The organism is Candidatus Providencia siddallii (assembly GCF_964026685.1).
Lineage (GTDB): Bacteria > Pseudomonadota > Gammaproteobacteria > Enterobacterales > Enterobacteriaceae > Providencia_A > Providencia_A siddallii_A.
The window spans coordinates 128,041-151,290 of record NZ_OZ034688.1; the positions used below are offsets into that span (position 1 = coordinate 128,041).

14 protein-coding genes are annotated in these 23,250 nt (G+C 25.1%); 8 read left to right on the forward strand and 6 right to left on the reverse strand.

Going from position 1 to position 23,250, the window contains the following annotated elements; translation table 4 throughout:
• Positions 1–223: 223 nt before the first annotated feature.
• From AAGD61_RS00500 to adk, 8 genes are all read left to right on the forward strand, one after another.
• Positions 224–1,288 carry an HD domain-containing protein gene (locus AAGD61_RS00500; RefSeq protein WP_341765089.1) on the forward strand — a complete coding sequence of 355 codons (1,065 nt, stop codon included), beginning with the start codon at positions 224–226 and terminating at the stop codon, positions 1,286–1,288.
• Positions 1,289–1,686: 398 nt separating this feature from the next.
• Positions 1,687–3,324, forward strand: a complete 1,638-nt coding sequence (locus AAGD61_RS00505) for a CTP synthase (protein WP_341765090.1) — start codon at positions 1,687–1,689, stop codon at positions 3,322–3,324.
• A gap of 50 nt (positions 3,325–3,374) precedes the next feature.
• Positions 3,375–4,676 carry a phosphopyruvate hydratase gene (gene eno, locus AAGD61_RS00510; RefSeq protein ID WP_341765091.1) on the forward strand — a complete coding sequence of 434 codons (1,302 nt, stop codon included), beginning with the start codon at positions 3,375–3,377 and terminating at the stop codon, positions 4,674–4,676.
• Between the two features lie 589 nt (positions 4,677–5,265).
• Positions 5,266–6,651, forward strand: a complete 1,386-nt coding sequence (locus tag AAGD61_RS00515; RefSeq protein ID WP_341765092.1) for an SLC13 family permease — start codon at positions 5,266–5,268, stop codon at positions 6,649–6,651.
• Positions 6,652–7,012: 361 nt separating this feature from the next.
• Positions 7,013–8,116: a DNA polymerase III subunit gamma/tau gene (gene dnaX, locus AAGD61_RS00520; protein WP_341765093.1), complete on the forward strand. Its 1,104-nt coding sequence runs from the start codon at positions 7,013–7,015 to the stop codon at positions 8,114–8,116.
• Between the two features lie 143 nt (positions 8,117–8,259).
• Entirely contained in the window at positions 8,260–8,589 is a 330-nt protein-coding gene (locus tag AAGD61_RS00525) for a YbaB/EbfC family nucleoid-associated protein (RefSeq protein ID WP_341765094.1), read from the forward strand.
• A 102-nt stretch (positions 8,590–8,691) separates the two neighbouring features.
• Complete coding sequence (gene htpG / locus AAGD61_RS00530) at positions 8,692–10,563, forward strand: molecular chaperone HtpG (protein WP_341765095.1); 1,872 nt, start codon at positions 8,692–8,694, stop codon at positions 10,561–10,563.
• A 64-nt stretch (positions 10,564–10,627) separates the two neighbouring features.
• Positions 10,628–11,323: an adenylate kinase gene (gene adk / locus AAGD61_RS00535; RefSeq protein ID WP_341765096.1), complete on the forward strand. Its 696-nt coding sequence runs from the start codon at positions 10,628–10,630 to the stop codon at positions 11,321–11,323.
• 362 nt (positions 11,324–11,685) lie between these two features.
• Here the strand turns inward: adk and rpoC are convergent, their stop codons facing one another.
• The 6 genes from rpoC to rplJ form a co-directional block, all read right to left on the reverse strand.
• On the reverse strand, positions 11,686–15,894 hold the full coding sequence (gene rpoC, locus AAGD61_RS00540) for a DNA-directed RNA polymerase subunit beta' (protein WP_341765097.1): 4,209 nt from the start codon (positions 15,892–15,894) through the stop codon (positions 11,686–11,688).
• Between the two features lie 105 nt (positions 15,895–15,999).
• The gene (rpoB, locus tag AAGD61_RS00545; protein WP_341765098.1) at positions 16,000–20,031 is read right to left on the reverse strand and encodes a DNA-directed RNA polymerase subunit beta; all 4,032 of its coding nucleotides are present in this window, start codon (positions 20,029–20,031) and stop codon (positions 16,000–16,002) included.
• A gap of 502 nt (positions 20,032–20,533) precedes the next feature.
• Positions 20,534–20,962 carry a 50S ribosomal protein L11 gene (gene rplK / locus AAGD61_RS00550; protein WP_341765099.1) on the reverse strand — a complete coding sequence of 143 codons (429 nt, stop codon included), beginning with the start codon at positions 20,960–20,962 and terminating at the stop codon, positions 20,534–20,536.
• Positions 20,963–21,088: 126 nt separating this feature from the next.
• Positions 21,089–21,634: a transcription termination/antitermination protein NusG gene (gene nusG, locus AAGD61_RS00555; RefSeq protein WP_341765100.1), complete on the reverse strand. Its 546-nt coding sequence runs from the start codon at positions 21,632–21,634 to the stop codon at positions 21,089–21,091.
• A 544-nt stretch (positions 21,635–22,178) separates the two neighbouring features.
• Positions 22,179–22,544 (reverse strand): 50S ribosomal protein L7/L12, encoded by a 366-nt coding sequence (gene rplL, locus AAGD61_RS00560; protein ID WP_341765101.1) that lies wholly within the window; start codon positions 22,542–22,544, stop codon positions 22,179–22,181.
• 58 nt (positions 22,545–22,602) lie between these two features.
• Positions 22,603–23,094, reverse strand: a complete 492-nt coding sequence (gene rplJ, locus AAGD61_RS00565) for a 50S ribosomal protein L10 (protein WP_341765102.1) — start codon at positions 23,092–23,094, stop codon at positions 22,603–22,605.
• Positions 23,095–23,250 lie beyond the last annotated feature (156 nt).

Sequence of the window (23,250 nt, forward strand, 5' to 3'; positions counted from 1 at the left end):
AATTATTAATATATTTATATAAAATATATTTTAGTTAAAAAATATAAAAATGATGTTTTTATATAATTATTAATTATTTTTAATCTATTATATTATATAAAAAATAAAAATATTTTATTAAGTTTATTTTAATAATTTAAGATATTTATATTTGTATATGTAAAAATATAAAATTGTATGTTTTTATATAGCTCTATAAATAATTATAGATAGGTATAATATTATGGTTGCAATAAGAAATATACATTTTACATTAATAGATAATTTTTCAATAGAAAATTGGATTGATTCTTTAGTGGTTGATAAACCACAATTAAAAAAAAAAATAATAAGTATATGGCGTTATTGTTATGATAAATTATCAGATCAAAAACTAAGATATATATTATTATTGCGTAGTATTGAAATAATAGAAATTTTATTAATATTAAATATGGATTTTGTTAGTTTTCAAACAGCGATGTTATTACAATTAGTAGTAGTAAAAAAAATAGAAAAACAGGAAATTATCGATATTTTTGGAATATCTGTATATAATTTAATGAAATGTGTACTTGATATAAATATATTTTATCAAGTTAATTTAATTAATTATAATAAAATTAATTTTGAAATTAATAAAACATTATCAATTGTAAAAGATACACGTTGTATAATTATAAAACTTGCTGAACGTATTGCTTGTTTGCGAGAAATAAAATATGCTATCGAATCCAAGAAAATTTCAATTGCAAAAGAATGTTTTTATTTTTATGCGCCTTTAGCAAATCGTTTAGGTATAGAACAATTAAAATGGGAATTAGAAGATCTTTGTTTTTGTTATTTATATAAAAAAGAATATAGAAAAATTTCTAAATTTATAAACGAACGTCGAATTGATCGTGAAAAATATATTAGTGATTTTATTGTGATAGTTAATAATTATATAACTGAAAGACATATTAAAGCTGAAATTTATGGAAGACCAAAACATATTTATAGTATATGGCGAAAAATGCAAAAAAAATCGTTAAGTTTTAATAAATTATTTGATTTACTTGCTATTCGCATTATTGTTAATTGTTTAAGAGATTGTTATCTAGTATTGGATATTATCCATTCACATTTTTATCATATATATGAACAATTTGATGATTATATTTTAACTCCAAAATCAAATGGTTATCAATCAATTCATACTGTTGTTTTTGGTCCAAAAGATAGAATTCTAGAAATTCAAATTCGTACTAAAAAAATGCATAAAAATGCTAAATTAGGAATTGCTGCTCATTGGAAATATAAAGAATAATTAATTAATTATAATATTTTATGCAGTTAATTATTTTAATAAAAAAATGTTTTCAATTTTTAAAAAATAACAAATAAAGCATTTTATATATTTAAATTAATTTAAAACAAATAAAATTTATTTGTTATTATATTCTATGTTTTATAACTAGAATTTATTACTGATAATAATTAACATAATAATATAAAAAGAATATAAAAATTATATGTATTTTAAAAAAATATTATAAAAAAAATAAAATTGATGTAATAAAAGTTTTTTGTAATAAATTTGTCTTTTATTTTTTTTAAATATTAAAATATTTTTTTATTAAGTTTAATTTAATTAGTTTTAAAAAAATATATTTTTCATAATTATTTATGTTTTTTTAATTTTTAAATCTAAATTTTAGGTTTGTTATGAAAACTAATTATATTTTTGTAACTGGAGGTGTTGTATCATCTTTAGGTAAAGGTATAGTCACTGCGTCTTTAGCTGCAATACTTGAATCACGTGGACTTAATGTTACTATAATGAAATTAGATCCATATATTAATGTAGATTCTGGAACAATAAGCCCAATTCAACACGGAGAAGTTTTTGTTACAGAAGATGGAGCTGAAACTGATTTGGATTTAGGACATTATGAACGTTTTATACATACGAAAATGACTCGTAACAATAATTTAACTACCGGGCGTGTTTATTCAGAAGTTTTACGTAAAGAAAGAAGTGGATATTATTTAGGATCTACAATTCAAGTAATTCCTCATATTACAAATGAAATAAAAGAACGAATTATTTATTGTGCTAAAAATCATGATATTATATTAGTTGAAATTGGTGGTACAGTTGGTGATATTGAATCTTTACCATTTCTTGAAGCAATTAGACAAATGGCATCAAATGTAGGTCGTGAACATGCATTGTATTTACATTTAACTTTAGTTCCATATATAACAGTTACTGGAGAAGTAAAAACTAAACCAACTCAACATTCTGTAAAAAATTTATTATCTATAGGAATTCAACCTGATATATTAATATGCCGTTCAGATCATATTATTTCTAAAAATGAATGTAAAAAAATTGCTTTATTTTGTAATCTTCCTGAGAAAGCTGTTATTCCTTTAATAGATGTTGATTCTATTTATAAGATCCCATTTTTATTAAAAAAACAAAATTTAGATGAATATATTTGTAATCGATTTAAACTTATTTGTAATCAAGCTGATTTATCAGATTGGGAAAAGGTTATTTATGAAGAAACATATACTATTGGTAAAGTAACAATTGGTGTAATTGGTAAATATATTGAATTACCAGATGCGTATAAATCTATAATTGAAGCTTTGAAACATGGTGGTTTTAAAAATCGTTTAAATGTAAACATAAAATTAATTGATTCAGAAAAAATTGAATTAAATGGTGTACATCTTTTAAATGATCTTGATGCAATATTAGTTCCTGGTGGTTTTGGTAAACGAGGTATAAAAGGTAAAATTTTAACAGTTAAATATGCACGTGAAAACAAAGTTCCATATTTAGGTATTTGCCTTGGGATGCAAGTTGCTTTAATTGAATTTGCTTTAAATGTTCTTAATATAAAAAATGCAAATTCAACTGAATTTGATGAGCAATGTGATTATCCAATAATTGCTTTAATTACTGAATGGTGTAGTAAAAGTGGTGATATTGAAAAACGTTCTAAAGATTGTGATTTTGGTGGTACTATGCGTGTAGGAAATCAGTTATGTCGGTTAATAAAAGATAGTTTAGTTTTTAATATGTATAAAAAAGAAATTATCATTGAACGTCATCGGCATAGATATGAAGTAAATAACACACTTATCAGTAATATTGAAAAATCAGGAATTAAAGTAGTAGGGCGTTCAATAGATAATAAATTAATTGAGGTTATTGAAAATTCTAATCATCCATGGTTTGTAGCTTGTCAGTTTCATCCTGAATTTACTTCAACGCCAAGAGATAGTCATCCATTATTTATTGGTTTTATTAAAGCAGCTAAAAAATATCACAGTAATTATATAAAATAAATAATATGGAAAATTTTTATATATTTTTTATTTGTTGTAAGGAAAATTAAATGTCTAAAATTATTAAAGTTATTGGTCGTGAAATTATTGATTCTCGTGGAAATCCTACAATAGAAGCTGAAGTACATTTAAAAAATGGTTTTATTGGTTTAGCAGCTGTTCCATCTGGAATTTCAATAGGTTCTAAAGAAGCATTGGAACTACGTAATGGAGATAAAATTCGTTTTTTAGGTAAAGGTGTTTTAAAGGCTGTTAAAATTGTTAATAATCAAATTGCTCATTCTATTTTTGGTAAAAACGCTGAGGATCAAAATTATATTGATAATATATTAATTGAATTAGATGGAACAGATAATAAATCTAATTTTGGCGCAAATGCAATTTTAGCTGTTTCTTTAGCTAATGCTAAAGCAGCTGCAGCTGCAAAAAATATGCCTTTATATGAACATATTTCTGATTTGAATGGTACTCATGGTAAATATTCAATGCCGTTACCAATGATAAATGTTATAAATGGTGGTAGACATGCAGATAATAATCTTGATATACAAGAATTTATGATTCAACCAGTTTGTGCTTCAAGCATAAAAGAAGCAATTCGTATTGGTTCTGAAATTTTTCAACATTTAGCTAATGTTTTAAAATCTAAATGTATGAATACATCTGTAGGAGATGAAGGAGGATATGCTCCGAATTTAAAATCTAATATTGATGCGTTTATAGTTATAAAGGAAGCAGTTGAGAATGCAGGTTATGTTTTAGGTAAAGATATAACTTTAGCTATCGATTGTGCTGCATCTGAGTTATATAATAAAAAAACTGGTAAATATGAATTAAAAAATGAATATAAAATATTTACTTCACATGAATTTACTCATTATTTAGAAAAATTAACAAAACAATATCCAATAATTTCTATTGAAGATGGTTTAAATGATTCTGATTGGGAAGGGTTTGAATATCAAACTAAAGTTCTTGGAAAAAAAATTCAATTAGTTGGTGATGATTTATTTGTGACCAATATAAATAATTTAAAAAAAGGTATTGAAAAAGGTGTTGCTAATTCTATTTTAATAAAATTTAATCAAATAGGTACATTAACTGAGACGTTATCTACTATAAAAATGGCAAAAAAAGCTAATTATTCTGTAGTTATTTCTCATCGTTCTGGTGAAACAGAAGATGTAACAATAGCTGATTTAGTTGTAGGAACCTCATCTGGTCAAATAAAAACTGGTTCTATGAGTAGATCTGACCGCGTTGCTAAGTATAATCAACTTATACGTATTGAAGAAGCTTTAGGTAAAAAAGCTCCATTTAATGGGTTAAAAGAAGTTAAAAATCAATCATAGATTTATTTTTTTATATATTTAAAGTGTATAATTATGTTTATTTAAAATAAAATTAAGATTAATTAAATTAATATGGTTAATATGTATATTTAATAAAAATTTGATATTTAATTTTTATTAAATATATATTTTTTTGATAAAAATACACACTGTAATAATTATTTAATTATTAAAAAAATATTTTATGTGTTATACAATATATATTATAAATCAAATTAGTTTTTATAAAAATATAAATATTATTTTTTATTTTGTTTAAATAAAAATTAGAGAAATAAATTTGTTTTATTTTAATAAAAATTATATTTAATTATTTAATTTTTATTAATTTTTTTAAAAAATATTTAATAAAATATTTTAATATTTTAATGTATTAACACAATTTACATTGTTTATATAGAAAATAATAAATAAAAAATATATTTATATTTTATTTATATAAAAAATATTTTTTTATTTTTATAATTTGTTTTTTATAAAATTTAATTTTATATTAAACATGTTTAATATAAAATTAATATATATATAAAATATCTATAAAATACAATAAAATATAAGAATCATTTATTGCAGTGAGATACTTAGTAGAATGGACGATTCTGAATCCTTAATATCATCAGTTAGTTTTTCTCGTATAAATAAGCGAAATTTAATTATTTTAGTATTAGATATTATATTTTTGATGTTATTTTTAAAGTTGTTACCTTTTGAAAAAAAGGTAAATGCAGGTATTTCTATAATGCTTTTTATTGGTGTACTTTGGTTAACAGAGGCTATTCATGTTACAATAACTGCTTTATGTATTCCAATTTTTGCTGTTAGTTTTGGATTAATGAATACAAGTGATGCATTAAAATCATTTGCAAATCCTATTATTTTTTTATTTTTTGGTGGTTTTACATTAGCTACTGCTTTACATATTCAAAAATTAGATAAATTAATAGCTAATCGTTTACTATTGGTTGCACGTGGACGATTATCTGTTGCTGTATTTTTATTATTTGGTATAACAGCAGTACTTTCAATGTGGATTAGTAATGTTGCTACTACTTCAATGATGCTTCCATTAGTACTTGGTATTTTATCAAATCTTGATGTTAGTAAAGAACGAAATACATTTATATTTGTTTTATTAGGTATTGCATATAGTGCAAGTATTGGTGGTTTAGGAACTATAGTTGGGAGTCCACCAAATGCTATTTCTGCTGCAGCAATAGGTTTAGATTTTTTATCATGGATGAAATATGGTGTTCCTATAATGGTAATTTTATTACCTATAATATTTTTTTTAATGTATATTATATTACGTCCAAATTTAAAATATCGTTTTGAGCAAAAATTAGAACGATTAAAATGGAATAACAAACGTATTATTGCAATGATAATTTTTTTGTTGGTTATAATATGTTGGAGTATTAGTAGTTTTATTAGTAATTTATTAGGTGGTATAAAAGATTTAGATACTATTATAGCAATTGTTTCAGTTGTTTTAATTACTGTTACAGGTGTTGCTAATTGGACACAAATTCAAAAAAACACAGAATGGGGTGTTTTAATGTTGTTTGGTGGAGGCTTAACATTAAACGCAGTTTTAATATCTTCTGGCGCAAATAAAATTATGGCTAATTGGATGCAAGTAACGTTTGGTAATAGTCATTGGTTTATAATTATTTTAGCAGTTACTTCTTTTATTATTATTTTAACAGAATTTACAAGTAATACAGCTAGTGCTGCTTTACTTGTACCAATTTTTTTTACTGTTGCTAAGTCATTGAATATGCCAGTTGTAACTTTAACAATGATTATTGGTATTGGAGCTTCTTGTGCTTTTATGCTTCCTGTTGCTACACCTCCAAATGCAATAGTTTTTGGTTCTGGTTATATAAAACAAATAGAAATGGTTCGTGTTGGTTTTATATTAAATATAGCATGTATTATTGTTATTTCTTTATTTGCTTGGGTTTTTTGGACATAAATCTATTATTTTTTTAAAAAAATATTATTTATATGTATCTTAATTATAATATTTTTAATGTAATTATTTTTATATGTTAAATATATAAAAATATTATGATTATTTATTATATTTTTTATAATATTTAATATTAATTTTTAACAAAAAATTTAATATGTAAAATTTATTGAATTTTTTGTATATTTTATAGTACATTAATTTTATTTTTAAAAAAAATTAAAAAATGTTATTTTTATTACTAATTATAAATAATATGATTATTATCATAATAAAGTAATAAGTTATCAGTAAATTAAGTTATTATTTTTAATTAAAATATTAATTTAATTAAAAATAATAAAAATACAAATATAAAATATTTATGAATTATCAAGTACTTGCATTAAAATGGCGTCCTAAAAATTTTAAAGAAATAGTAGGCCAAGAACATGTATCTAGTGCAATTATTAATGCATTTGAACAAATGCGTTTTCATAATGGCTATATTTTTTCTGGAATGAGAGGAGTAGGAAAAACAACTATTTCTAGAATTTTTGTTAAAGGTTTAAATTGTATAAATGGTATAACATCTAATCCATGTAGTAAGTGCATAAATTGTCTTGAAATAGATCAAGGAAGCTTTGCTGATTTTATAGAAGTTGATGCAGCATCTCGTACAAAAATAGAAGATATTCGTGAATTATTAGAAAATGTGCAATACACACCAATAAAAGGACGCTTTAAAATATATCTTATTGATGAAATTCATATGTTATCACGTCATAGTTTTAATGCATTATTAAAAACTCTTGAAGAACCACCTAAGCATGTTAAATTTTTGTTTGCAACTACTGAACCACAAAAAGTACCTTTGACTATTTTATCAAGATGTTTAAAATTTAATCTTAAATCGTTAAGTATTAAACAAATAAGTAATAAAATTAAATTAATTCTTAATAATGAAAATATTGAATATGATAAAAATGCAATTCAATTGATAGCATCATCAGCAGATGGAAGTATGAGAGATGCTTTAAGTTTTACTGATCAAGCTATTATTTTAGGACAAAAAAAAATTACATATAGCATTGTAACTGAAATGTTTGGCACAATAAATGATGATTATTCAATAATAATCATTGAAGCTTTATTCCGTTCTGATAGTTTTGTTATAATGGAACAAATTGAACAAGTTTATTCACGTGGATTTGATTTAGATAATTTGTTACTTAAAATATTATCTCAATTACATTATATTTCTATAATGAAATTATCATCTTTTGATGAAAATGATAATTTATCTACTGAATGGAGATTAAAACAAATAGCAAAAAATGTTTTATTAGAAGATTTACAATTATTTTATCAAATATTATTATTAGGAAGAAAAGAATTAATTTATGCTCCTGATGTAAAAATTGGTATTGAAATGATATTTTTACGTGCTTTAAATTTTTTTTCTAAAAAAAGTATTAAAAAAAATTAAAATGATTATTATTTAGTTTTTAATGTTTTTAAAAATAAAAAATATAAAATTAATAAATTATTAATATAGTTTTATAAAAAAAATTATTTTAAAATATTTTTTTGATATTTAGTATTATAAACAATATATTATAAGAGAGTATTATGTTTAATAAAGGTGGATTTAGTGATTTAATGAAACAAGCTAAACAAATGCAAGAAAAAATGCAAAAAGTTCATAAAGAAATTGCTAATTTAGAAGTAACAGGTGAATCTGGAGCTGGTTTGGTTAAGATTGTTATAAATGGATTACATAATTGTTATCGTGTAAAAATTGATCCTACTTTATTAGAAGATGATAAAGATATATTAGAAGATTTGATTGCTGCAGCATTTAATGATGCAGTTCGTCGTATTGAAAAAGCTCAAAAAGATAAAATGACAGATGTTTCGGATGGAATAAATTTACCACCTGGATTTAAAATAACATTTTAATTTATTATGTTAATATAAAATATTTATATAAGTTATTTAATAAAATATTAAAAATATTTTTGTCTGTTTTTTATCTAATTAGATATAAAAAAGGTGGTATTAATGAACGTTAATAAACAAGAAACTCTTAGTTTTCAGTCTGAAATAAAACAATTACTTAAATTAATGATACATTCTCTTTATTCAAATAAAGAAATTTTTTTACGTGAATTAATTTCAAATGCATCAGATGCTGCTGATAAATTACGTTTTCGTGCAATTTCCAAACCGGAATTATATGAGAATGATAGTGATTTACATGTACGTATTAGTATAGATAAAGATAATTGTACTTTAATTATCAGTGATAATGGTATAGGTATGACTCGTGATGAAATTATTGATAATTTAGGTACTATTGCTAAATCAGGTACTAAAACATTTTTAAAATCTTTAGAAAATGATTTAGTAAAAAATAATAAAATGATAGGTCAATTTGGTGTTGGATTTTATTCGTCATTTATTGTTGCTGATAATGTTACTGTTCGTAGTCGTTCTGTAGATGCTTCTATAGATCAAGGTGTTGTATGGAAATCTTCTGGGGAAGGAGAATATACTGTTGCTAATATTGAAAAATGTGACCGTGGAACTGAAATTATTTTGCATTTACGTGAATCTGAAAAAGATTTTTTAGAGGATTGGAAGTTGCGTTCAGTAATTAATAAATATTCTGATCATATTTCATTACCTGTTGAAATTATGATTAAAAATGAAAAAGATCATCAAATAACATGGGAAAAAATAAATCAAGCAAAAGCGTTATGGACTCGTAATAAAACTGAAATTTCAAATGAAGAATATATTGAATTTTATAAACATATATCTCACGATTATTCATCCCCATTAACTTGGACTCATAATCATGTTGAAGGCAAACAAGAATATACAATTTTATTATATATTCCTTCAAAAGCCCCGTTTGATTTGTGGAATCGTGATCAACAGCATGGTTTAAAATTATATGTTCAACGAGTTTTTATTATGGATGACGCAAAAGAATTTATACCAAATTATTTACGTTTTATTCGTGGGATATTAGATTCTAATGATTTACCTTTAAATATATCTCGAGAAATTTTACAAGACAATGTTTTATCTCGTAATTTAAAAAATGCAATAACAAAACGAATTTTACAAGTTTTAGAAAAAATGTCAAAAAATGATTTAGAAAAATATCAAAATTTTTGGCAACAATTTGGTGTAGTTTTTAAAGAAGGTCCTGCAGAAGATATCAATAATAATAAAATTATTTCTAAATTATTACGCTTTGCTTCTACATATACTAATAGTAGTTTACAAAATGTATCTTTAGATGATTATGTTAGTCGTATGATTGAGGGACAAAAAAATATTTTTTATATCACTGCTGATAGTTATGTTTCCGCAAAAAGCAGTCCTCATTTGGAATTGTTTTATAAAAAAGGTATTGAAGTTTTATTATTATCTGATCGTATAGATGAATGGATGATGAATTATTTGCAAGATTTTGAAGGAAAACGTTTTCAATCGATTAGTAAAACAGATGAGTTTTTAGATAAATTAGCAAATGATAATTTAAAAACAGAGCAAAAAATTTTAGAGAAAGAATTGGATTCTTTTATTGAACGTGCAAAAAAAATATTAGGTGATCGTGTTAAAAATGTTAAATTTACTAATCGTTTAACTGATACTCCTTCTGTTGTAACTACTGATGTTAATGAAATGACTACTCAAATGGCAAAACTTTTTATGTCTGTAGGTCAAACTGTTCCAGAAATTAAATATAATCTTGAAATAAATCCAGATCATCCTCTTGTTCAAAAAGCTTCAAAAGTTATTGATGAAAATATTTTTAGTGATTGGATAGATATTTTTTTTGGTCAAGCATTACTTGCGGAACGCGGTACATTAGATGATCCTAATTTGTTTATACGTAAATTAAATAAGTTATTATAAAATTTTTTAAATTTTGTTCTTTTTTATAAAAAATATTTTTTAATAGTATTTAGGAAGATTATTAATGCGTATTATTTTATTAGGCGCTCCTGGAACTGGTAAAGGAACTCAAGCTAGTTTTATTAGTAAAAAATATAATATACCTCATATTTCAACTGGAAATATACTTCGTTCTGTTATAAAATCTGGAAATAAATTGGGATTATATATTAATGATTTAATGAATAATGGTAAATTAATTAATGATGATTTAGTTATATCTTTGATTAAAAATAGAATAAAAGAAAATGATTGTTGTAATGGTTTTTTATTTGATGGTTTTCCTAGAACTATTTTTCAAGCTAATGCAATGAAAGAAGCATTTATAAAAATTGATTATATTTTTGAGTTAATTGTTTCAGATGAAATTATTATTAATCGTATTATTGGTCGTCGCACACATGTGTCATCTGGACGTATATATCATATAATTTTTAATCCACCAAAAAATGTAAATAAAGATGATATAACAGGTGAAGAATTAGTTGTTCGTGATGATGATCAAGAAAATATTATTCGTAAACGTCTAATTGAATATCATAAGTTAACTATACCTTTAATAGGTTATTTCCAAAATGAAGATAAAAAAGGTAATCTTAAATTTTTTAAAATAGATAGTTCTCGTGGTATTTTTGAAATTAATAATGAACTATTAAAAATATTAAATTGATTATTTATATATAAATGTATGTTTAATATAAATAATCAATGGATATTTTAAATAATTTAACATTGTTGATTTTATTAATTATTTTATAATTTGAATTTAAAATTATAATTTTTAATAATATTAATATATTAAATATTTTATAAAAAAATAAATTAAAATAATATTAATATTATTTTAAATAAAAATCATGCTTAAATAGATAAACTTTATAATTTTGTTTAAAAAACATTTTTTTGTTGTTTTCTTAAAAGAATTCATAAAAAAATATGTAATAATTTTAAATTTATCAATAAAATTTAAATATTATAAAAATGTTATTTAATTGTAATTATAAAAAATTTAAGAATTTTTTTATTAAATAAAATATAACAAAATATCTCCCGGCGCCTTTTTTTTGACGCCGGTTGAGCGAATTATTTATTAAACTCTGCGTTTAGTAGTTCAGATAAATTTGCTGATGCTTCGTCGGCACTAATTTGTAAATTTTCAGTAAAATTTTTATTTTTTTTGCGAATACGAGTTTTATGATATGAAAATCCTGTTCCAGCAGGAATAAGACGTCCAACTATAACATTTTCTTTTAAACCTCGTAATTCATCTATTTTACCAGATACAGCAGCTTCTGTTAATACTCGTGTGGTTTCTTGGAAGGATGCCGCAGAAATGAAAGATTCTGTTGCCAATGATGCTTTAGTAATTCCTAATAAATCACGATTAAATTTAGCTTCAATTTTTCCTTCTTGTATTAATTTTCGGTTTGAAATTCTAAGTCTAGAAAATTCGATTTGTTCACCTTTAAGAAAATCAGAATCACCTGGATCTGTAATAGTAACTTTTCTTAACATTTGACGAATAATTACTTCAATATGTTTATCGTTAATTTTAACACCTTGTAATCTATAAACTTCTTGAACTTCATTAGTTATATAATGAGTTACTGCATGAACTCCTCTTAAACGTAAAATATCATGTGGAGATTCCGGACCATCGGAAATTACATCACCACGTTCTACAATTTCACCTTCAAATACATTTAATTGTCTCCATTTATGAATCATTTCTTCATGTGGTTCAGAGTTATTTATTGGTGTTATAATTAAACGGCGTTTTCCTTTTGTTTCTTTACCAAATGAAATAACACCACTTATTTCAGCAAGTATAGCTGGTTCTTTTGGGCGACGAGCTTCAAATAAATCTGCAACTCGTGGTAACCCCCCTGTGATATCTTTGGTTCCAACAGATTCTTGTGGAATTCTAGCTAAAGTATCACCAATATTAACTATATCTCCATCATTTAATTGAATTATGGTATTACCTGGTAAAAAATAATGAGCTGGTATATCAGTATTAGGAATAACAACATCATCTCCATTAATATTTACAATATGTATTGCAGGACGTAAATCTTTACAACCACTTGTTCGTTCAGAAGTATCTATAATAACTATTGAAGATAAACCAGTTAAATCATCGGTTTGACGAATTATTGTTTGGTTTTCTAGCATATCAAAAAATCGTATAATACCAGATACTTCGCTAATAATTGGCATTGTATGTGGATCCCAATTAGCAATAATTTCTCCGTTTTTAACTGTAGATTCGTTGATTTTTGTTATTTGTGAACCATAAGGAATTTTATAACTTTCTTTTGTGCATCCAAATTTATCGATTATTCGTAATTCACTATTACGTGATGTAATAATTAATTTGTTTTCTCGATTGATTACAAATTTAGCATTAATTAATCTTAATGTGCCTGAATTACGTATTTGAATACTAGATTCTGCTGCGGCTCTAGATGCTGCGCCGCCAATATGAAATGTGCGCATTGTCAATTGTGTTCCTGGTTCACCTATCGATTGTGCTGCAATTACTCCTACAGATTCTCCTTTATTGATTATATGACCTCTAGCTAAATCTCTACCATAACAGTGAGCACATACACCAAAATCAGTTTCACAGCTTACAATTGAACGTACTTTTACACTATTAATTGAGTTTTCTTCTAATATATTACACCATTTTTCATTTAAAAGAGTATTTCGTTTTATTAAAATATTTTTTATTCCTTTTATCATAATATCTTCAACAATTACACGTCCAAGTACTCGTTCTCGTAGAGATTCTTTAACGTCACCACCTTCAATAATTGGAGTCATTAAAATACCTTCATGTGTTTCACAATCATATTCGGTAACAACTAAATCTTGAGCTACATCAACTAGACGACGAGTTAGATATCCAGAATTTGCTGTTTTTAATGCTGTGTCTGCAAGTCCTTTTCTAGCACCATGCGTAGAAATAAAATATTGTAAAACATTTAATCCTTCACGAAAATTAGCAGTAATTGGTGTTTCAATAATCGAACCATCCGGTTTAGCCATAAGTCCACGCATACCTGCTAATTGACGAATTTGTGCAGCAGACCCACGAGCTCCTGAATCAGCCATTATAAAAATATTATTAAAAGAAATCTGTTGTTCTTTTTTACCTTTATTATTAATAACTGTTTCACTAGATAAATTATTCATCATTACTTTAGCTACTCGTTCGTTTGTTGCTGTCCAAATATCAATAACTTTATTATAACGTTCACCAGCTGTAACAAGACCAGATTGAAATTGTTCTTGAATTTCTGCAATTTCTGTTTCTGCTTCTGTAATTATTTCAAGTTTTTTTTCAGGAATAACTATATCATCAATACCAACAGATACTCCAGAACGTGCTGCATATGTAAAACCAGTATACATTATTTGATCGGCAAAAATAACGGTTGATTTTAATCCTAGTATACGATAACAAGTATTTAGCATTTTTGATATGTTTTTTTTACCTAATGTTTGATTTATTAATGAGTATGGTAAACCTTTTGGTATTATCATCCATAAAATAGCGCGACCAATAGTAGTATTAATTAATTTTGTATTAATTGAAATATTACCTTCTATATCTTTTATTTCTTCAGTAATTTTCACTTTTACTTTTGCATGCAATGAAGCATTTCCAGAACGATAAGCTCGTTCTGCTTCTTTTGAATTTAATAATATCATACCTTCGCCTTTTGCATTTATACATTCACGAGTCATGTAATAAAGGCCTAAGACTACATCTTGTGATGGTACTATAATAGGTTCTCCACTTGCTGGAGAAAGAATATTGTTTGTAGACATCATTAGTGCTCGTGCTTCTAATTGAGCTTCTAATGTTAAAGGAACATGTACTGCCATTTGATCACCATCAAAATCAGCATTATATGCAGCACATACAAGAGGATGTAATTGTATAGCTTTTCCTTCAATTAAGATTGGCTCAAAAGCTTGTATTCCTAATCGATGAAGTGTTGGTGCTCTATTTAGCATAACAGGATGTTCTCTGATAACTTCATCTAATATATCCCATACTATTGCTTCTTCACGTTCTACTATTTTTTTTGCAGCTTTAATTGTTGTTGCTACACCACATTTTTCTAATTTACCATATATGAATGGTTTAAATAATTCAAGCGCCATTTTTTTAGGTAGACCACATTGGTGTAATTTAAGATATGGTCCTACTGTTATAACAGAACGACCAGAATAATCAACTCGTTTACCAAGTAAATTTTGACGAAAACGTCCTTGTTTACCTTTAATCATATCTGCTAAAGATTTTAAAGGTCTTTTATTTGATCCGGTAATTGCTCTACCTCTACGTCCATTGTCTAGTAATGCATCAACTGCTTCTTGTAACATACGCTTTTCATTTCGAACGATTATATCTGGAGCTGATAATTCTAAAAGTCGTTTAAGTCTGTTATTTCTATTAATTACTCTACGATAAAGATCATTTAAATCTGATGTTGCAAATCTCCCGCCATCTAAAGGAACCAAAGGACGAAGATCTGGTGGTAAAATTGGTAATACATTTAAAACCATCCATTCTGGTTTATTTCCTGACTGTATAAATGATTCTAGTAATTTAATACGTTTAGTTATTTTATTTCTTTTGGTTTCAGAATTAGTTTGATTTAATTCTTCACGTAGTATAATACATTCATTATTAAGGTCTATGTTTTTTAATAAATTTTGAATTGCTTCAGCACCCATTTTAGCGTTAAATTCATCACCAAATTCTTCTAAAGCATCCAAGTATTGTTCTTCTGTTAAAATTTGTCCACGTTCAAGATTTGTCATACCTGATTCGATTACAACATATGATTCAAAATATAAGACACGTTCTATATCTCGTAATGACATATTAAGCAATAAACCTATACGGGATGGTAGTGATTTTAAAAACCATATATGTGCGGTTGGTGATGCAAGTTCAATATGCCCCATTCTTTCACGACGTACTTTAGTTTGTGTTACTTCTACACCACATTTTTCACAGATTACACCTCTATGTTTTAAACGTTTATATTTACCACATAAACATTCATAATCTTTTATTGGTCCAAAAATTCGTGCACAAAAAAGACCGTCACGTTCAGGTTTAAATGTGCGATAGTTAATCGTTTCTGGTTTTTTAACTTCACCAAATGACCATGAACGGATTACATCAGGTGATGCTAAAGAAATTTTAATTGCATCAAACTCTTCTATTTTAGTTTGAGTTTTCAGGAATTTTATTAGATCTTTCACAAAATAGCTCCTGTCGGAGTTGTATTTAGATAAGTAGTAAAAATTAACTTACATAAAAGTTTGTTATAGGTATTTCAAAAATAAAAATTATATTTAATATAAAAATTATTTATCTTCTAATTCAATATTGATACCAAGTGAACGTATTTCTTTTAATAATACATTAAAAGATTCTGGCATACCTGGTTCCATTTGATGGTTTCCATCAACTATGTTTTTATACATTTTTGTTCTTCCGTTAACATCATCTGATTTTACTGTAAGCATTTCTTGAAGAGAATAAGAAGCCCCATATGCTTCTAATGCCCATACTTCCATTTCTCCAAAACGTTGTCCTCCAAACTGTGCTCGTCCACCAAGAGGTTGTTGAGTTACTAAGCTGTAAGAACCTGTTGATCTAGCGTGCATTTTATCATCAACTAAATGATTTAATTTTAACATATACATATAACCAACAGTAACTTTACGTTCGAATTTTTCTCCAGTGCGACCATCGAATAATGTAATTTGTCCTGAAGTTGGTAATCCGCCAAGTTCTAATAATTTTTTTATTTCTTTTTCTTTTGCACCATCAAATACTGGTGTTGCAATTGGTAATCCTTTTTTTAAATTATTAGCTAGTTGTAAAATTTCGTTATCAGAAAAACAATTTAAATTAATTTTTTGACGTAAGTCTTCACCTATATTATAAGCTTTTTGAATAAAATTACGTATTTTATGAATTTCATTTTGATTTTTAAGTAATGTATTAATTTTATTTCCTATACCTTTAGCTGCCATACCTAAATGTGTTTCTAAAATTTGTCCAATATTCATTCGAGATGGTACACCTAGTGGATTTAGTACTATGTCTACTGTATTTCCGTTTTTATCGTAAGGCATATCTTCAATTGGATTAATTTTTGATATAACACCTTTGTTTCCATGGCGGCCAGCCATTTTATCTCCTGGTTGGATTTGACGTTTTACAGCTAGATGAATTTTAACAATTTTTAATATCCCTGGAGCTAAATCATCACCTTGTGTTATTTTACGTCGTTTTATATCTAATTTTTTTTCGAATTTAGATTTTAAATCGTTATATTGTTCAGTAAGTTGTTTTAATTGATTTTGCTTTTTTTTATCGATTAAAGTTAAATTTAGCCATTGTTCTTTAGATAATTCGTTTAATTTTTTTGTTTCTATTTTAGCATTAATTAATAAATTATATACACGTGTAAATAGATCTATTTCAAAAATACGTAATTCTTCTGTTAGGTCTTTTTTGATATCTTGTAATTGAGATTCTTCAATTTCTAATGCTCGTTTATCTTTTTTTATTCCATCACGAGTAAAGATTTGTACATCAATAACTGTACCAGAAACACCGTTAGGAACTCTTAGAGATGAATCTTTTACATCTGATGCTTTTTCACCAAAAATAGCACGAAGTAGTTTTTCTTCAGGTGTTAATTGTGTTTCACCTTTTGGAGTTACTTTTCCTACTAAAATATCTCCACCTTTAACTTCAGCTCCTATATAAACAATTCCAGTTTCATCGAGTTTAGAAAGAGCGGCTTCTCCTACATTAGGAATATCTGCAGTTATTTCTTCTGATCCTAATTTTGTATCTCGTGATACACAAGAAAGTTCTTGAATATGGATTGTTGTAAAACGGTCTTCTTGAACAATACGTTCAGAAATTAAAATAGAGTCTTCAAAATTATAACCATTCCATGGCATAAATGCTACACACATATTTTGTCCAAGTGCTAATTCACCAAGATCAGTTGAAGGTCCATCAGCTAAAACATCATCACGTTTAATTTTTTCTCCTAATGATACACATGGTTTTTGATTAATACATGTATTTTGATTGGAACGAGTATATTTTGTTAAATTATATATATCAATTCCACTTTCTTCAGAATTTAACATTTCTATTTCGTTTACTTTTATAACTATACGAGAAGCGTCAATATATTGAACTATACCACCACGTTTTGCAATAACTGTTACACCAGAGTCTACTGCTACTGTACGTTCCATTCCTGTTCCAACTAAGGGTTTTTCTGATTTTAAAGTAGGGACAGCTTGACGTTGCATATTTGCTCCCATTAAAGCTCTATTAGCATCATTATGTTCAAGAAATGGAATAAGTGCAGCACCAACAGAAACAATTTGTTGAGTTGAAACATCCATATATTCAACTTGTTCTGGATTAAATAAACTTGATTCTCCTTTATGTCTACAAGTTATAAGTTCTTCTATAAAAGCACCATTATCTCTTAATTCAGTATTAGCTTGAGCTATAATAAAATTACCTTCTTCAATTGCAGATAAAAAGTGAATTTTATTTGTCACAATACCATTTTGTACTAATCTGTATGGTGTTTCTAAAAAACCATGTTTATTAGTCTGCGCATAAATAGATAAAGAATTAATCAAACCGATATTTGGACCTTCAGGTGTTTCTATTGGACATAAACGTCCATAATGAGTAGGATGTACATCACGTACTTCAAAACCTGCACGTTCACGAGTTAAACCACCTGGGCCTAATGCTGATATACGGCGTTTATGAGTAATTTCAGATAACGGATTATTTTGATCCATAAATTGAGATAATTGGCTAGAACAAAAAAATTCTTTTATTGCTGCAGATATAGGTTTTGCATTGATTATATCTTGTGGCATTAATATATTTAAATCACCTAGAGATAATCGTTCTTTTACTGATCGTTCAACACGAATTAAACCTATTCGAAATTGATTTTCAACCATCTCACCAACAGAACGGATTCTTCTATTTCCTAAATGATCAATATCGTCTATTTCTCCTTTTCCATTACGGTTATCTATTAGTTTTCGCATAACATCGATAATATCTTCTTTATTTAAAACACTTGAGCCTTCAATTTTTTTACGATTTAATGAGCGATTAAATTTCATTCTTCCTACAACTGATAAATCATAACGATCTTTAGAAAAAAATAAGTTATCAAATAAGTTTTCTGCTGCTTCACGTGTTGGAGGTTCTCCAGGGCGCATCATTCGATAAATTTCTACTAATGCATTTAATCGATCGTTAGTAGAATCAATTCGTAATGTTTCAGATATATATGGTCCATGATCTAATTCATTAATAAATAATGTTTCAATTATGTTATGACCAGATTGGTATAAATTTGTTAATATGTCAGATGAAAGTCTAGTGTTTGCTTGACATATTAATTTTCCTGTATTTTTATTGATATAATCTTTTGATATTGTTTTACCGATAATATATTCCATAGGAATTTCAATATTATCAATTTTTTCTTTTTCTAATAATTTAATATGCTGTGAAGTAATTCTTCGTCCTTTTTCAATATAAATTTTATTATTTTTTTTAATATCAAAAAAAATAGTTTCACCTCTTAGTTGTTTAGGAATAAGAGACATTATAATTTTATTATTATGCAAATGAAATATTGTTTTTTCAAAAAATAAATTTAATATTTCTTCTGTGTTATAGTTCATTGCACGTAAAATAATAGTTGCAGGTAATTTTCTACGACGATCTATACGAATAAATAAATTATCTTTTTGATCAAATTCAAAATCAAGCCAAGATCCACGATAAGGAATAATTCGTGCATTATATAAAACTTTACCAGATGAATGTGTTTTTCCTTTATCGCTATCAAAAAATACTCCTGGACTACGGTGTAATTGAGATACAATTACACGTTCTATCCCGTTTATTATAAAAGTTCCATTTTTAGTCATAAGTGGAATTTCGCCCATATACACTTCTTGTTCTTTTATATTTTTTACATTATTTTCTTGTGATTCGCGTTCGTAAGTGATAAGACGTAATTTAGCACGAAGTGGAACTGAGTACGTTATACCACGAATTTTACATTCTTTTACGTCAAATGAAGAAGTTCCTAAACGGTAATTTATATATTCTAATTCAGCATTTCCGCTATAACTTTTTATTGGAAATATAGAACGAAAAGCTGATTCTAATCCATTTTTACCATTTGGATCTTTTTCTATAAACTTTTGAAATGAATTAAGTTGTATAGAGAGTAGATAAGGTATATTTAAAACTTGTGGACGTTTACCAAAATCTTTACGAATACGTTTTTTTTCGGTATATGAATAAACCATAAGCTTCCTCAGATCGTTTATTTAGTTTTTAAAAGTTTATAATATTAGTAAATATTACGTTTATTTTAGATATAAAAATAATAATATTTTTTTAAAATATTATTATTTATTTTAAATTAGTTTTTACATTTGTTATTGATATAGCAATAATTATTTAAAATATAACAAATTAATTTATTTAAAAATTAAATAAAGTTTTGGAAGGCGATTAATATTAATATAGTAAAAATACTAATATTTATCACAGTATATTGATAAATTTAATTTAGTTTTTTTAATTTATTAAAATATTTTATTTGCTTAATATTTTTATATTTTTTACTAATATTCGTGAAATGTAATTTTATTTTTTTATTTTTATATATTTTATAAAATATATATTTTTTTTATAAAATTTTTTTATATAAATGATAATTAAAATTTAATGAAATATTTTTATTATCTATATTTTTTATAAAAAATAAAATTTTTAAACTTATTAAATTTTAAAAATGTTGTTTTATTAATTTTCTACAATTAACCCCATAGAATTAGCAGTTCCTTTAATTGATCGTATTATTGCATTGATATCAGATCCAGTCATATCTGGATATTTTATTTTAGCTATTGTTTGAATTTGTTCGTATGTTATTTTTCCAATTTTTTCTTTATTTGGTTTTCCTGAACCTGATTTTATACCAGCTATTTTTTTAAGTAAAAATGTTGTAGGTGGAGTTTTTGTTATAAAAGTAAATGTTTTATCAGTGAAAACTGTAATTATAACAGGTATTGGTATTCCTTTTTCAAGTGTGTTTGTTTTGCTGTTGAATGTTTTGCAAAAATCCATAATATTTATTCCTTGTTGTCCTAATGCTGGTCCAACAGGTGGACTTGGGTTTGCCATACCAGCTGCAACTTGTAGTTTTATATATGTTTGTATTTTTTTTGCCATAAATATATTCTCTATAATTTATTAAAATATAGTGATTGAATTTTAAATATCTTTGAATAAGTAATTATAAAAGCTTAAAACTATAATAAAATTAAAATTTTTTTGCAAGTTAGTTTTTATTAAAAATTAGGTTTTTTCTATTTGACTAAAATTTAATTCTACAGTAGTAGCTCGCCCAAAAATTGAAATAGACACTTTTAAACGACTTTTTTCATAATCTATTTCTTCAACAACACCATTAAAATCAACAAAAGGTCCTTCACTAACTCGAATAATTTCACCAGGTTCAAATAATATTTTTGGTCGAGGTTTATCTCCGGCTTTTTGTAATCTATTTGTAATTAAATCAACTTCTTTATCACTAATTGGTGCTGGTTTGTCAGATGTTCCTCCTATAAATCCCATAACACGTGGTACACTACGCACTAAATACCAAGAATTATCATTCATAATCATTTGTACTAAAACATAACCAGGAAAAAATTTACGTTCACTTTTACGTCGTTGACCACTACGAATTTCAACAACTTCTTCTGTTGGCACAAGTATTTCACCAAAGTAATTTTCCATATAATGAATTTTTATATATTCTTGTAAAGATTGAGCTACTCGACTTTCAAAACCAGAAAAAGTTTGAATGACATACCAACGTTTTTTATATGAATCTGACATTGATAAAAACCTCAATAAAATTATTGCAGAATTATCATAAAATATATTTTTATGTGTTTAAATTTTTGTGATAAAAATAATATTTTATTGTTTTTTATTATTATAATTTTATAGTTACTTTTTTTATTAAAAATAATTTTTAATAATTTAAAATTATATTTTTAGAATATATTGAAAAAATAGAATATATTATATAATATATAAATATTAGTTTTATTAAACATTAGTTATAATAGATGTTTTAGTTGTTTAAAAAAATAAAATAATTAGAATTATAAGAATTAATGTATAGTATTTGTATAAATATAAATTTTTTATTATTTATTTTTTAATTACAGTAAATTTAATTATTAATTAATAAATTAAAAGTTAATTTTTATAAAAAATTTTTACATTTTTATATAATATATAGTAATAATTTTATTTTAATTTGTTTTTTTTATTTATATTTAAGTATGTGAAGTTTTTTATAAAAATAATTAATATTAATAAATTTAAAAAACTGGTAAAGTGAACTACCAGTTTTTATAAGATTTATTTTATTTTATTTAAGTTCAACAGAAGCACCTGAATCCTCTAAAGATTTTTTAAGATTTTCAGCTTCTTTTTTATTTATTCCTTCTTTTATAGTAACTGGTGCAGATTCAACTATATCTTTGGCTTCTTTAAGGCCAAATCCAGTCGCACTACGAACTGCTTTTATAACTGCAACTTTATTGTTTCCAATAGATGTTAATATAACATTAAATTCAGTTTTTTCTTCAATGACTTCAGTAGTGTTTTGAATAGTATTCATAGGTAAAGAAGTTGAAACACCAAATTTTTTTTCCATCATATTAATTAATTCAGTAATATCTGTAATAGACATTTCTGAAAGTGTATCAAGTATCTGGTTTTTAGTAATAGACATAACAAAATTTTTCCTAAAATTCATACATATTAATAATATTAAAAGTTAATTATCGTATTTAGTTTTTTGTTTTTTGTAAAGCAACAATAGTACGAATTATTTTACCAAAAGCGGCTTCTTTAATTGTTAATATTAAAATTGTAATTGATTCTTCAAAAGTTGGAATAGATGCTAAAGTTTCGATATCTTCAGCTTTAATTATTTTTTTTTCAAATGCAGCAACTTTTATTTTAAATAATGGATCTATTTTTTCAAATTCTTTGCATACACGAGCAGCGGCATTAGGATGTTTATTAGAAAAAGCAATTAATGTTGGACCAGTAAAAAATTTATCTAAAATTTCATAATTAGTTTTTTTTATTGCTATACGAATTAACGTATTACGAACAACACGTATGTAAACATTAGTTTTACGTCCTATTTTACGGAGTTCAGTTAATTTAACTGAACTTATCCCTCTCGGGTCAGCAATGACAGCAGACATAGCTTTTTTAGCAATTTTATTAAGTTTATCAATAATGTTTTTTTTATCTTGAAGATTTAATGGCACTATATTACTCCTGGATTAGTATATAATATTATTGATTAATGTATTAGTGTGTAATATTGAATATTATAATTATATATTGATATTTTGTTTTTAAAATAAAAAAAAACAAAATATCAATATATAATTATTTTATATGTTGTTATGTAGAATACAATA